The 13,151-nt window shown below is 68.4% G+C and carries 15 protein-coding genes; 6 read left to right on the top strand and 9 right to left on the bottom strand.

Annotated elements, in window-relative coordinates; all coding sequences use genetic code 11:
* Position 1 precedes the first annotated feature (1 nt).
* On the bottom strand, positions 2–415 hold the full coding sequence (locus ACIG5A_RS37750; RefSeq protein ID WP_397249157.1) for a TIGR03668 family PPOX class F420-dependent oxidoreductase: 414 nt from the start codon (positions 413–415) through the stop codon (positions 2–4).
* Between the two features lie 163 nt (positions 416–578).
* Between ACIG5A_RS37750 and ACIG5A_RS37745 the strand changes: the two genes are divergently transcribed.
* The 3 genes from ACIG5A_RS37745 to ACIG5A_RS37735 all read left to right on the top strand — a co-directional run bounded on the left by ACIG5A_RS37745 (position 579) and on the right by ACIG5A_RS37735 (position 3,215).
* Positions 579–815, top strand: coding sequence for a hypothetical protein (locus ACIG5A_RS37745; protein WP_397249155.1), 237 nt, complete (start codon positions 579–581; stop codon positions 813–815).
* Positions 816–853: 38 nt separating this feature from the next.
* Positions 854–1,114 (top strand): hypothetical protein, encoded by a 261-nt coding sequence (locus tag ACIG5A_RS37740; protein WP_397249154.1) that lies wholly within the window; start codon positions 854–856, stop codon positions 1,112–1,114.
* A 430-nt stretch (positions 1,115–1,544) separates the two neighbouring features.
* Complete coding sequence (locus ACIG5A_RS37735) at positions 1,545–3,215, top strand: pentapeptide repeat-containing protein (protein ID WP_397249152.1); 1,671 nt, start codon at positions 1,545–1,547, stop codon at positions 3,213–3,215.
* A 344-nt stretch (positions 3,216–3,559) separates the two neighbouring features.
* Here the strand turns inward: ACIG5A_RS37735 and recX are convergent, their stop codons facing one another.
* The 3 genes from recX to ACIG5A_RS37720 all read right to left on the bottom strand — a co-directional run bounded on the left by recX (position 3,560) and on the right by ACIG5A_RS37720 (position 6,672).
* Entirely contained in the window at positions 3,560–4,135 is a 576-nt protein-coding gene (recX, locus tag ACIG5A_RS37730; protein WP_397249479.1) for a recombination regulator RecX, read from the bottom strand.
* A 270-nt stretch (positions 4,136–4,405) separates the two neighbouring features.
* Positions 4,406–5,446 carry a recombinase RecA gene (recA, locus tag ACIG5A_RS37725; protein ID WP_397249150.1) on the bottom strand — a complete coding sequence of 347 codons (1,041 nt, stop codon included), beginning with the start codon at positions 5,444–5,446 and terminating at the stop codon, positions 4,406–4,408.
* A gap of 203 nt (positions 5,447–5,649) precedes the next feature.
* On the bottom strand, positions 5,650–6,672 hold the full coding sequence (locus ACIG5A_RS37720) for an Lrp/AsnC family transcriptional regulator (RefSeq protein ID WP_397249148.1): 1,023 nt from the start codon (positions 6,670–6,672) through the stop codon (positions 5,650–5,652).
* Between the two features lie 94 nt (positions 6,673–6,766).
* On the opposite strand from ACIG5A_RS37720, the gene ACIG5A_RS37715 reads away from it, so the two are divergent.
* Positions 6,767–8,170: an MFS transporter gene (locus tag ACIG5A_RS37715; RefSeq protein ID WP_397249146.1), complete on the top strand. Its 1,404-nt coding sequence runs from the start codon at positions 6,767–6,769 to the stop codon at positions 8,168–8,170.
* Positions 8,171–8,263: 93 nt separating this feature from the next.
* Here the strand turns inward: ACIG5A_RS37715 and ACIG5A_RS37710 are convergent, their stop codons facing one another.
* Positions 8,264–8,713 carry a nuclear transport factor 2 family protein gene (locus ACIG5A_RS37710; protein WP_397249144.1) on the bottom strand — a complete coding sequence of 150 codons (450 nt, stop codon included), beginning with the start codon at positions 8,711–8,713 and terminating at the stop codon, positions 8,264–8,266.
* A gap of 165 nt (positions 8,714–8,878) precedes the next feature.
* Here ACIG5A_RS37710 and ACIG5A_RS37705 point away from each other — a divergent pair, with 165 nt between their 5' ends.
* A complete protein-coding gene (locus tag ACIG5A_RS37705) occupies positions 8,879–9,394 on the top strand; it encodes a CGNR zinc finger domain-containing protein (RefSeq protein WP_397249142.1) in 516 nt (171 codons plus the stop codon).
* A gap of 14 nt (positions 9,395–9,408) precedes the next feature.
* Here the strand turns inward: ACIG5A_RS37705 and ACIG5A_RS37700 are convergent, their stop codons facing one another.
* From ACIG5A_RS37700 to ACIG5A_RS37690, 3 genes are all read right to left on the bottom strand, one after another.
* Entirely contained in the window at positions 9,409–10,134 is a 726-nt protein-coding gene (locus ACIG5A_RS37700) for a phosphotransferase (protein WP_397249140.1), read from the bottom strand.
* Positions 10,135–10,148: 14 nt separating this feature from the next.
* Positions 10,149–10,343, bottom strand: coding sequence for a DUF3046 domain-containing protein (locus ACIG5A_RS37695; RefSeq protein ID WP_397249477.1), 195 nt, complete (start codon positions 10,341–10,343; stop codon positions 10,149–10,151).
* A gap of 108 nt (positions 10,344–10,451) precedes the next feature.
* The gene (locus ACIG5A_RS37690) at positions 10,452–11,612 is read right to left on the bottom strand and encodes a glycosyltransferase (RefSeq protein ID WP_397249138.1); all 1,161 of its coding nucleotides are present in this window, start codon (positions 11,610–11,612) and stop codon (positions 10,452–10,454) included.
* Positions 11,613–11,790: 178 nt separating this feature from the next.
* Here ACIG5A_RS37690 and ACIG5A_RS37685 point away from each other — a divergent pair, with 178 nt between their 5' ends.
* Positions 11,791–12,339, top strand: a complete 549-nt coding sequence (locus tag ACIG5A_RS37685; RefSeq protein WP_397249136.1) for an HD domain-containing protein — start codon at positions 11,791–11,793, stop codon at positions 12,337–12,339.
* Between the two features lie 37 nt (positions 12,340–12,376).
* Here ACIG5A_RS37685 and ACIG5A_RS37680 read toward each other — a convergent pair whose 3' ends face one another.
* On the bottom strand, positions 12,377–13,087 hold the full coding sequence (locus tag ACIG5A_RS37680) for a PIG-L deacetylase family protein (RefSeq protein WP_397249134.1): 711 nt from the start codon (positions 13,085–13,087) through the stop codon (positions 12,377–12,379).
* Positions 13,088–13,151: the final 64 nt, after the last annotated feature.

Genomic DNA, 13,151 nt, shown 5'->3' with positions numbered 1-13,151 from the left:
ATCACCTCGCCGCCCACCCGGACCACCGGTCGACGTCGATCGCGATCACCGGCCCGGGCGGCGGCTGCTCCACATACTCGGGATACCGCGCGGCCAGCAGCCGCAACGCCGTCCCCGCCTCCTCCCCCTCCGCGATCCGCGCCCGCCCATCCGCCCGCACCCACCACAACCGCCCCCAATCCTCGGCATAGTGATCGGCCAGCACCGCCACCCCCGGATGCGCCGCGATATTCGCCAGCCGCCGCAACGCCTGCGTCGACTTCGGCTTCGCATCGACCGCGGAATAGATCGTCTCCCCCACCACAACGAACACCATCGGCACGACATGCGGCAGCGACTCGGCCGTCACGGTCGCAAGCCGAGCCACCCGTTCGGCAGCAAACCGCTCCCGCGCCACCACCACACTTAGTCGCATCCACGCCTCCGATCAGCCGCACGAGGTTGGTCAAGACCCTTTGTACAGGCGTTTCAGATCAATCAGCACGATGTCGCTGTCCCGCGCCGCGAACTCGGGCAGTTAGGCCGTGCAGCATTCCACGCTGTCGGACAGTCTGCCCGACAACCGATACCCTTAACGTATGGCGAAGATTTCCCTGCGGCTCGACGACGACTTGGCCGCCGCCGCGAAGGACGCTGGAAACGGCAACCTCACCGACTTCATCACTCGCGCTGTGCGGCATGAACTCGTCCGGGAAGAACTGGCCGCGATGCGTGCCGATCCGCCGCTGGCCACCGTCCTCACCGACGCGGAAGCCGTCGCTGCCGCCGAGCACGATGCCGCGGTAGACGCCTACTTGTCGGAGCTGGGCCGGTGACAGTCCGGCGCGGCGACATCTGGCGATATCAGGCAGTGATGCGAGAACGAACAGTGCTGGTCGTCTCGTGCGATCCGTTGAACGAAGACGGCCGAATTCTGGTGATGGACATACTCGATATCGAGCCACCGGGACGGCGAGGCATGGTGAGTGTGAGCCTCGGCGAGTTCGGCTGCGGCTATGGACATCTGCTCGGGGTAGCGCCCTCGGATCGGTTCGTGGAACGCCTCGGCGTCGCCACAGCCGAGCAGATGACCGCGGTGAAATCGGTGCTGTTGACGGTTCTCGACCTGCACTGACCCTCGAACCGCAGCGGACTGACCCATTTCAGCTGGTAGCAGCGTTGCAGACCCTATGGCGTCGTGCCGGAATCCAAGATGAGCTCGTTCACTACCTGGGTGCCGTGCGCGGTTCAGCTGCACGCGTCGGAATGCTGAGCAACACGCACCCGGCAACCGCCCGTTACCTTCTTCGTGGGCCTGACACGGGCCCACGGTCGCCAGGCCCGGTATGACTAATTCCCCCTGCATCGCCCTCCCCGAACTCTCCATTGCGGAAACCATACGGACACCCCCGAATCCTGGCTTACCGCAAATGGAATCCCCGAGCGTCCTAGCGTCTTCTCCCGCACGGCTGTGGGGTGCGGCTGAGGAATGTGGCGGGGCAAAACTTCCGGCGGAAGGTTGAAGTTCCGCACAAAGGGTGAGTGGTGGCGCGCAGAATCGAGCGATGGCGGGGTGGGTTCGTGCTCTTGGTGCGGCGGCGCGCGGGAAGACCGGGGTGGTTGCGGCGCGGATGGGGAAGGGGAACAAGGCGATTGGGCGGCGGGCGGGGCGGGTCCGGTTGCTGCCCGCGGTGGTGTTCGCGTTGGTGGCGGGGCTCGGGGTGGCGTATGTGGCGTATCAGGTGCTGCATGGGGTGACGCCGACCAGTGATGTGAAGGCGGCGCCGCTCGACCTCACCCGGGTGGCGTTGACCGTGGTGGCCGGGGTCGGTGGGGTTGTCGCGTTGGTGGTCGCCTATCGGCGGCAGCGTGATCTCGAACAGAGCAAGTTCGTGGAGCGGTTCGGGGCGGCGGCCGCGCAGCTCGGCGCCACCGATGTCGCGGTTCGGATCGCCGGGGTGTACGCGATGGCCGGTGTCGCCGACGAAACCGAGGGTCTGCACCGCCAGCAGTGCATCGATGTGCTCTGCGGGTACCTGCGTCTGCCCTACACCCCCGAACTCGGGGCCAATCATCAGACCAAGGACGTCCGCAAGTACCCGGCCGCGGATCCGGCCGGACCGGAGACCGAACGGCACTTCGAGTACCGGCAGAACGACCGCGAGGTCCGCAACACCATCGTCCGGGTCATCGCCGATCATCTCAAACCCGACGCCGAATACAGCTGGTCGGCAAGCAATTTCGACTTCCGCACCGCCCACTTCGACGACGTCCACTTCTACAGCGCCATCTTCTCCGGTAAAGCCCGGTTCGACCGTGCCGTGTTCGGCGGCGGCGCCTGGTTCACCGAAGCGAAGTTCCACGGCGAGACCGGATTCGGCGGAGCCACTTTCCACGGCGACACCGGCTTCGTGGGGGCCACCTTCGGCGGTGCCGCCGAATTCGTCGCCAGGTTCGGCGGAGCCACCTTCGTCGGCAACGCCTGGTTCGAGCGGGCAAGCTTCGGGGCGGGTGCTTGGTTCGAGCGGGCGACCTTCGGCGCGGGTGCATGGTTCGAGCGGGCGACCTTCGGCGCGGGCGCTTGGTTCGACGGAGCAAGGTTCAACGGCAGCACCGGTTTCGGTAGAGCCACCTTCCACGGCGACACCAGATTCGACGTAGTCGAACTGAACCGCGACGCCAGATTCGACAATGCCGTCTTCCACGGCAGCACCGGATTCGCCGGAACCATCTTCGGCGGTGACATCAGGTTCGACCAGGCGACATTCCACGGCGGCGTCGGCTTCGAGAAGGCGGCGTTCGCCGGCAACGCCGGGTTCAGCGCGGCCACGTTCGGCGCGAGTGCCAGGTTCAGCGAGGCCGTCTTCCATGGCGACGCCGAGTTCGACCAGGCCACCTTCAGCGGCAACGCCGACTTCGACCGGATCACCTGCCACGGCAGCGCCGGATTCGACATGGCCACATTCGGTTACGGCGCGCTGTTCGGCGGAGCCACCTTCAACGACGAGGCCAGGTTCAGCAGAGCCACCTTCATCGGCGGCGCCAGATTCGACCAGGTCGCCTTCAACGCCCAAACCACCTTCACCGCCACCGACTTCGGCTCCGCCCGAATCTCCTTCACCGCCCCCCGCCAATGGGGCCCACCCCCACCCCACTTCGACTGGCCCGACGACGGCACCGGAAAACCCGCCAACATCACCCCCACTCCCTGGCCCCCCACCGTCCCCCCACTTTGACCCGCCAACCCACTCCCCGAGCGCAGTCAAATGGCCGTCCGACACGCCGCAAACGGGCCATCTGACTGCGCTCGGCAACGGGCTCGGCCTCGAGCCACCCAACCCGCGTAGGAACAGCATCGACCTCGTTGGAGCTCGTCGATTGCGGTGGCGCGCTGCGAATTTCGCGATATTCGGTGCGCGGCGCCGAAATGACTGTGTGACAGCACTCTGCACACCGCTCCCCTACGGACCACGCGTCCGCTCACAGTCGCACTCTCACCGACCGGGCTCAATGCCGACCGTGCACCGCCACTGCCTTGCGCCCGCTCACTGTCGCCCCTACATCGGCGCCGGACGTCCCATCAATCCGTATCGAGATCCGCCGTATCGAATTCCGCTTGGGCCAGTTCGGCTTTGACGACGGTGAAGGCGGTGGATTGGCTGTAGCCGCGGCGGGCGAGCATGCCGACGAGGCGGCGGATTGTTTTGTCGCGGTCCAGGCCTCGGGGGATGGTGCGGAGTTTGCGGCGGACCAGTTCGGCGGCGCGGGTGGCCTCGTCGTCGGAGGTGATTGATTCCAGGGCGGGAGCCGAGTCGGCGGGGTCTACGCCTTTGCGGCGGAGTTCTTGGGCGAGTGCCTGTTTGCCCTTGCCGGAGAAGGTGTGGCGGGAGTGCACCCATTGTTCGGCGAAGGCGGCGTCGTCGATCAGGCCGACCTCGGCGAGCCGGTCGAGCGCGCGGTCGCCGACCTCGGCGGTGAATCCCTTGGCGCCCAGGCGTTGTGCGAGCTCGGCGCGGCTGCGGGCACGGACGGCGAGCAGGCGCAGGCATGCCTCTTTGGCCTGTTCGACTGTGCCGCCCGATTCCCCGGGAGCCGCCGCGGACCGGGTGTCCGGTCGCGGCGGCTCGGGCTCACCCGATTCGGCGCCGGCCGCCACCGGTCCTGCCGAGGTTCCGGTCGGCCGGGCTCGCTGCGGATCGAGCCCGGCCGACCGGCGTTCGGGTGAAGTGTGTTCGGCCGATTGCACACCGGCCGAAAGATCCTGCGTGACACCGAGGCCGGCCAGTCGACGCCGGATGTCCGCGACCGGATCGGATTGCTGCCCGGTCTCGGAACGACGCATCCGGCGGTCGCTGTTCATCGGATCACGACCCTGCGGCGCTCGGCTCGGTCGTGGCCGAGGGCACTGTGTTCACGCTGCACTCGCTCAGAAATCGGCGGGCACCTCGGCGGCGTCCGCGGTCACGTCGGCGCCGATACCCAGCTTCTCCTTGATCTTCTTCTCGATCTCGTTGCAGACATCGACGTTCTCCAGCAGGAACTTGCGGGCGTTCTCCTTGCCCTGGCCGAGCTGGTCGCCCTCGTAGGTGTACCAGGAGCCCGACTTGCGGACGAAGCCGTGCTCGACACCCATGTCGATGAGCGAGCCCTCGCGAGAGATGCCCTGCCCGTAGAGGATGTCGAATTCGGCCTGCTTGAACGGCGGCGAGACCTTGTTCTTCACGACCTTCACGCGGGTGCGGTTGCCGACCGCGTCGCTGCCGTCCTTGAGCGTTTCGATGCGGCGCACGTCCAGGCGCACCGAGGCGTAGAACTTCAGCGCCTTACCGCCGGTGGTGGTTTCGGGCGAGCCGAACATGACGCCGATCTTCTCGCGCAGCTGGTTGATGAAGATGGCGGTGGTGCCGGAGTTGTTCAGCGCACCGGTCATCTTGCGCAGCGCCTGGCTCATCAGGCGGGCCTGCAGGCCGACGTGGCTGTCGCCCATCTCGCCCTCGATTTCGGCGCGCGGCACCAGCGCGGCCACCGAGTCGATGACGATGATGTCGATGGCGCCGGAGCGGACGAGCATGTCGGCGATTTCCAGCGCCTGCTCACCGGTGTCCGGCTGGGAGACGAGCAGCGCGTCGGTGTCGACACCGAGCTTGCGCGCGTAGTCGGGGTCGAGCGCGTGCTCGGCGTCGATGAACGCCGCGACGCCGCCCGCGGCCTGCGCGTTGGCCACCGCGTGCAGCGCGACGGTGGTCTTACCCGAGGATTCCGGACCGTAGACCTCGATGATGCGGCCACGCGGCAGGCCACCGATGCCGAGCGCGACGTCCAGCGCGATGGATCCGGTCGGGATCACCGAGATGGGCTGGCGCGCCTCCTCACCGAGGCGCATCACCGCGCCCTTGCCGAAGCTCTTCTCCACCTGAGCCAGCGCCAGCTCGAGCGCCTTGTCGCGGTCGAACGCCTGTGGTGCCATGTCCTGATCCCCTTTTCGCCGGGTGAGTTCTCGTTCGTGGTTGGCGCCCACACTAGAGGGCGGCACCGACAAGTTCTGGCGACCAGACTAGACGAACAGATGTTCGAGTCAAGCGACGCGCCAGACGACACGCAAACGGATCGATCCGGCCTCGGCAAACGCGGCGCGATCGCGGCCGCGCCACACCACAGCCACCCGAGCCCTCACCGGACCAGCGCGATCCGATCACTGTCCAGCAGCGTCTGCGCCTGTTTGAACACCCGCAGCGCGGGCGTCACATCCAGATCGGTGATGCCGTCGAGCGCGCCGAGCCGTTCGGTGATGTACCGGTAGAGCCCTGCCGTGTCGCGGCAGACCACCGACACGCCCAGATTGGTCGGCCCGGTGGTCGCGGCCACGAACGCCACCTCGGGATGGGTGGCGATGGCCCGGCCCACCGCGTCCAGATCCGCGGGACGCACCCGCAGCCACAGCGTGGCCCGCACCCCGTAACCCATCCGCTCGATGGCGAAGTCGAGATCGAAGTACAGCACGCCCGCCGCCTCCAGCTCGGCCATCCGGCGCGCGACCCGCGGTGCGGTCCACCCTGTTTCGGCCGCGAGCTGGGCGTAGGGCGCGCGCCCGTCGCGACCGAGCAGCGCGAGCATCGCCTCGTCCTGTGCGGACAGGTCGACCGGCTCCTCCGGCCCCGCGCCGTCGCGGCGCGAGCGCGCAGGCCCGAGCTCACGCAGCTGCCCGGCGGTGAACAGATGACCGAAGCGCGGCCAGTCCTCGTCGGCCGGGAAGCGGTGCATCACCTCGTGGGCGATGAGGCCGACCACCTGACTGGCCTTGGGCAGGGTGTGCAGCAGCAGCGCATCGCGCCGCTCGATCGAGCGCGGACGGCTCACGCAGGTCACCTCGGAACCGGTGGACAGCAGGGTGACCCAGCTCAGATCCGGGAATCTGGCCAGCGATTCGGCCAGCCGCAGCGCACGATCCGGCGTGGTCTTGATCCGCAGCATCCAGCGGGTGTGGCCGAGCGGCACCGCGTTCACCTGCCCCGACACGTGCATGATGCCGCGCTGACGCAGCGACCGATAGCGCCGCGCGATCGTCTGCTCCGAGACACCGAGGATGCCGCCGAGCTTGGCGAACGGAATCCTCGCGTCCTTCACCAGCGCGAACAGGATCTGCTTGTCCAAGGTATCGAGAACGGAGGATTCCAACGGGTCTTCGCGAGCCATAGGAGGAATCTAACGCACGGAGCGCTCCAGCTAGGACGATCCCCGCGATCCACGCACGATTGCCGTCGATATCGTTCGACCGCTGGAGGTTCCCGTGAGGAAATGGCTTCCCCTGCTCGCCGCGAGCCTGGGCACGCTGATACTGCTCATCGACGTCACGATCGTGAACGTCGCGCTGCCCGACATCTCGGCCGATCTGGAGACGGGGCTGTCCGGCCTGCAGTGGGTGGTCGACGGATACTCGCTGGCGCTGGCCGCGCTGCTGCTCGTGCTCGGCTCGCTCGCCGACCGGGTCGGCGCCAAGCGCACCTATCTGGCCGGGCTCGCCGTGTTCGCCGTCGCCTCACTGCTGTGCGGTATCGCCGGATCGGCCACGATCCTCGTTGCGGCGCGGGCACTTCAGGGCGTCGGCGGTGCGGCCATGTTCGCCACCACCCTGTCGCTGCTGCACGCCACCTACACCGGGCGTGATCGCGGCACCGCCTTCGGCATCTGGGGCGCGGTCGCGGGCGCGGCGACGGGTCTCGGCGTCGTCCTGGGCGGCATACTCACCGAATTGCTGTCCTGGCGTTGGATTTTCTTCGTCAACCTGCCGATCGCGGTAGTGGCGATCGCGGTGACCGCCAGCGTGTTCCCGGCATCGCCGCGCCGCGCCGATCGCGGCATCGACGTGCCGGGCATGCTCACCTTCGCGGCCGCGGCGACGGCGGTGACCTACGGCGTCATCCGCAGCGGTGAATACGGCTGGACCGACGGCCGCGCGGTTGCCGCGCTCGCGCTCGGCGCGGTCGCGCTCGCCGCCTTTGTCCTGGTCGAATTGCGCGGCGCCGCACCGATGTTGCCACTGTCGCTGCTGGCCAACCGCCAGTTCGGCGCCACCCTGTTCGGCGCGAGCGGGCAGACCTTCGCGGCGTTCGCGAGCCTGCCGCTGGTGTCGCTGTGGTTGCAGCAGCAACTGCACCTCTCGCCGCTGCGCGCCGGGCTGGCGATGCTGCCGATGGCGGCGGTCGCGTTCATGGTGTCCGGTGCGTTCGGTAAGGCGCTGCAGGATGTTTCGCCCAAGTGGACGATCGGCGGCGGTTTGGTCCTGCTCGGCCTCGGCACCTCCCTGCTCACCCTCATCGATGCCGGATCATCCTGGGTGGCAATGGTTCCCGGCTTCGTGGTGATCGGCATCGGCACCGGGATCAACGCACCCGCACTGGTCTCGGTGGGCATGGCCGCCGTACCGCCGCAGCAGGGCGGCACCGCCGCGGGAGCCGTGAACACCGCGCGGCAACTCGGGCTCGCGCTCGGTGTCGCGGTGCTGGGCACCGTATTTCGCGGAGTATCGGGTGACGAACAGCCACTGACGCTCGCCCGGTTCGTCGACGGAATGGACGCGGCGTTCGTGGTGGCGGGCGCGGTGGGGATCGTCTTCGGACTCGTGGCGTTCGGGTTGTTCCAGCGACAGCAGGTCGCCGAAATCACCCGGAGGCCAGCCGAAGTCGGTGCGTAGCGCACGAAGAAACGGGGTCGCACCCGGCGGGCGACAAGTGCCTGCCGGGTGCGAACCCGTTGCCGCGGTGGCACGGTCGGCCACCGCGGCCGTCTACTGCTGCGGCAGCACCGACTCGTCTCCGGCCTCGCGCGGACCGAAGATGCGGCGTTCCGATTCGGCGATACGCACATCGTTGATGCTGGCCTCGCGCCGCGACATCAGGCCCTCGGGCGTGAATTCCCACTGCTCGTTGCCGTAACTGCGCCACCACTGGCCGGTTTCGTCGTGCCATTCGTACTGGAAGCGCACCGCGATGCGGTTGCCATCGAACGCCCAGAGGTCCTTGCGCAGCGCATAGCCGTTCTCGCTGGACCATTTTCGCGTGAGGAAGTCCACGATCGCCGCGCGGCCGGTGAAGAATTCGTCGCGGTTGCGCCACACCGAGTCCTCGGTGTAAGCGGCCGCGACCCGTTCGGGATCTCGGGTGTTCCAGGCGTTCTCGGCGGCGAGCACCTTCACCTTGGCGGATTCGAGATCGAACGGAGGCAGTGGAGGTCGCATGACGACTCCTTTCTGTGGACCCTCGGAAGGAATAACCACCTTGCGGCGTTTGACAAGTTAGAAGATAGTGGCGCCGACCGGTGGCGTCAACCTATAAAATCGCAATACCCGGTTAGAACGGCGGTGGTTGCCATGGAGAGCACCCGAAGCTCGATACCCTCAATCATGCTCGATCCGCGCCCGCACCTCGGCGAACCGCTGGCACTCGACCTGCTGAACACTCGCTGGATCGAGGGCGGACCCCAGGACCTGCTCACCGATGTGGCAGGTCTGGCCGTCTGGTTGCACGCGGCGGGACTGTCCGAGCGCGCCACCGCCGACGAGCGAACACTCGAGGCCGTGCTCGCGGCGCGCTCCGCCATCTACGACACGGTGAAGAACGCCACCCATGCCGGGCTCAACGACGTCCTCGAACACGGGCGCGTCAAACGCGCCCTCACCGCCACCGGGCCCACCGACACACCCGATGTGCCGGATACCGCGTGGCTCCCGGCCTGGCTGGCCGCCGACAATCTCCTGCATCTGCTCACCGAGGCGCCCGACCGCATCCGGCAGTGCGCCCACCCGGACTGCGTGCTGTTCTTCTACGACACATCGAAAAACGGTACGCGGCGCTGGCATTCGATGGCGACGTGCGGGAATCGGACCAAGGCGGCGCGGCACTACGCGAAGAAGGGGTAGCCGCCCAGCCGGGTTCAGAACAGTTCGTCGAGCATGCGGTAGTAGTCCAACCGCCGCTGGTCGGGCGTGTCCAGCCCGTATGCCTCGAAGAACCGCTCGACCTCGGCGTCACCGTAATCGTCACTCAGGTCCCGCACCGCCAGCGCCAGATCCCGGTAGCGGTCCGCGAGCCCGAGCCCGCCGACATCGATGAGAATGCCACCGTCGAGCACATTGGGCGGCGTGTAATCCCCGTGGGCGACAACGAGATCCGTCTCGTCCGGACGATCGGCCAGCAGCGCCAGGATCTGTTCCGGACCGAGCCCGTGCTTGTCGAAGTCGAAGTCCTCCGGATCGACCAGCCCGTCGGCCACGTTGCGCGCGGCGCGCGGGAGCACCACGTCGAGCCGCTCGTCGAACGGGCACCGCTCGATCGGCAGCTCGTGCAGGCGGCGCAGCAGCGCACCCATGAGCCGCCCCGGCGCCTCGTGCTCGGCCAGGCTCGGCACGCCCGCATCGGCCAGCACCAGCACGTCCTGCTCGAACAGCACCACCTCGGGCACCGCGATCCCCTGCTCGGCCAGCCACGTCAGCCGCGCGTGTTCCTCGATCGCGTGCGGTCCGCGCTTGACCCAGTACGTCCCGTTGACGAATTGGACGCCGCCGCTCATGCCCTCATGATCGTCGGACCAGGTCGGCGCATCGCCCAGTAGTTCCGCCACCCGCGGCGGCAGCCCATCGAGAATATTCAGCTCACTCACCCGAAAACCCCTCGCTACCAGTGCGTACGCGGCACGTCGAACTCCGCGCACAGCGCACGCCACACATCTCTCGGATCGACGCCCGCCTCGATGGCGGCGGCGCCGGTACGCCCGCCCAACGACGGAATCACATGATCGGCCAGCAGCGCGTCCCCACGGGCCGCCCCGAACTCGGTATGCATCAGTTCCTGGAACTCGGTCAACCGCACCGTATCCAAGATACTCACGTCACACCGCACCCCGCGGCCAAGGGGCCCGACGAAGAAATCCGCCGCCGATTCGGCCCGTCGCACCGGACATACGGCAGCGCGATGGAGTCAGGTGTGCGCTCCTTCGAGGATCTGGTGGCACAGCTGGATCGGGTCGGTGACTACCGCGGCGCCGTCCGCGGCGGCTCGGGCCGCCTCGGTGTAGCGGGGTTCGTCGAGTGCTTCCAGCACGGCGGTGCGCACGGCGTCGGCGGTCAGGGGCCGGACCAGGATCGAACTGCCGTGGCGGACAGCGCGATTGGCGAGCTCCCATTGGTCGCCGCCGCCGGGGACGGTGACGATCGGCACGCCCGCGAGCAGGGATTTGGCGAGCAGGCCGTGCCCGCCGCCACCGATCACCAGCGCGGCGTGCTTCAGCAACTCGTCCTGGCGGCCCAATCCCGCTGTCGCCCAGGGCGGTAGGTCGGCGGGTGGGGTGTCGAGCATGGAAATCGCCACGCGCACACCGGTTCCGTCGAGGGCTCGCAGGACGGTGTCCACCATTCCGGCCACACCGGTCTGCGCGGTCGACGGAGCCACCATCACCAAAGGCCCGTCGCCGGGCGGCGGTTCGAGAAGGTCGCGGGTCGGCTCCCATAACAGCGGGCCGACGAGGTGGGCGTTGTCGGGCCAGTCGGGGCGCGGCACCTCGAGTGCGGGCAGGGTGGCGATCAACCGGGCATCGGGGCCGGGATCGGCGGCGGGCAGCCCGACACCCTCGCGTGCCTGCTCACGCTGGCGCTGCCCGCGGCGCACGGCCCGCGCGGTCAGCCCGCGCAGCATCTCGTCGCGCAGCCTGCCGCGCAACCCCTCCCCCGGCGCGAGCCCACTCCCGATGGGCGGCAACGCCTTCGACGGCAGGTACAGCGGATGCGGGGACAGTTCCAGCCAGGGCACGCCGAGCCGTTCCGCGGCCATCCCGCCGCCCGCGGTGAGCACATCGGACACCACCAGTTCCGGCAGCATGGCGCTGAGGTCGGGCAGTATCTCGGTCGAAATGTGTGCGGCGCGTTCGTGAATGCGGCGCCCGGCATCGCCGTCGTCCTCGTCGGGACGCGGCGCCAGACCCTTCAGCCTGCGCACCGCGATGCCCGCGTCCTTCGCGGCATCGAACCAGCGCGGCCCGGTGAACAGCACCGGCTCATCCCCCGCGGCCAGGAAACGCGCGCAGAGCGCCAGCGCCGGAAACGCATGTCCGGGATCGGGTCCGGCAACAACGGCAACACGCATTCGCACAGCCTGCCACATCGGGGCCGACGACAGAGGGCACCCGCCCGCGAATCTCCAACCTGCACAGATGACCAGGACCGCGCGCGAAGGGTTCATCCGGATGCCACGCACCGGCAACCCCGTACCGCCCGCCACGGCGGCAGGATGGTCTAGACCATTATCGAGAGAGGAGCGAACGGTGCCGCTTTCCACCGTGGACGACCTGATGACCCTGCTGGCGAACTGCGCCGACGTCTGGGATATGCCCGATCGCAGCGGCGATCCGGTGGACATCCTCGATCACGACCGGCAATGCGCGGAACTGCTGCGGCAGTGGCATCCCGAGGACGAGGAACTGCAGGTGGCCGGGCTGCTGCACGATATCGGCCACCTGCTCGTGCCCGGCGACGACGCGGGCCACGGCAGGCACGGCGCCGAGGCCGTGCGCCCGGTACTCGGCGATCGCGTCGCCCGGCTGATCGAACTGCACGTGGTCGCCAAGCGCTATCTGGCCGCCACCGATACCGCGCATGCCACCGCGCTGTCACCCTCGAGTCAGCGCACCTTGATCGCCCAGGGCGGTCCGATGAATCAGCGAGAGATCGAAAGCTTCCGCGCCGACCCGGATTTCGAGGCCGCCCTCACCCTGCGCCGCGCCGACGACGCGGGCAAGGTCGTCGGTCTCGCCGTTGCGCCGGTACAGGATTGGCGCGCGGTCGTCGCACGCGTCGCCGCCGCCAAGGAATGACCGCTCGCCCCCGCGCTCGGCGCACTGGGTTCCCGGATCAGCCCCCGAAGTAGTACAGCTCGAAACCCACGGCGCGTTCGGCCGGGAAGCCGTCCTTCGGGCCGGTGGTCATGTCGATGATCGCGCGGACCTGATCGGCCACCGGCTCGGGGCTGAGCACCTCGAGGTAGCGGCGATGCTCGGCGAGCGAAGCGCTCGCCTTGCCGATGGTGTGGGTGACGTCGACGGCGTGGGTGGCCTTCGGGCCCATCACGGCGGCCCAGCGCGCGGTCCAGACGGGCAGGTCGGCGAGCTCGGGGAAGATCCACTCGTTGCCCGCGTCGGCGACCGCGTCCAGCCCGGCCCGGCCGACCGCGCGGTGATCGGCACTGTTGAGGAAACCGGGACCCCACGTGTCGCCGAAGTGCGACAGCACCACCATGTCCGGCCGATGGCGGCGGATCGCGGCGGCCAGATCGCGGCGCAGTGCCAGGTTCGCTTCCAGCCGTCCGTCGGGGTAGCCGAGGAACTCCACCTGCCGCACGCCCACCACCTCGGCCGAGGCGATCTCCTCGGCCTCGCGCAGCGGCCCCGATTCGGCGGGCGGGAGTCCGGCGATCCCCGCCTCGCCGCGGGTGGCCAGCACGTAGCGAATGTCCTTGCCCTGCTCCGTCCAGCGCGCCACTGCGGCGGCCGTACCGTATTCGATATCGTCGGGATGCGCGACGATCACCAGGCCGCGCTGCCAGTCCTCCGGAAGTTGTTCCACAGCGGCCCATCGTATTGCGGGCATGACAAAGGCCGTGCATCCGTCATACGGTGCACGGCCTCAG

Origin of the sequence: Nocardia sp. NPDC052566 (assembly GCF_044547285.1) — a bacterium.
Taxonomy (GTDB): Bacteria; Actinomycetota; Actinomycetes; order Mycobacteriales; family Mycobacteriaceae; genus Nocardia.
This window is presented reverse-complemented; position numbering and strand designations above follow the sequence as displayed.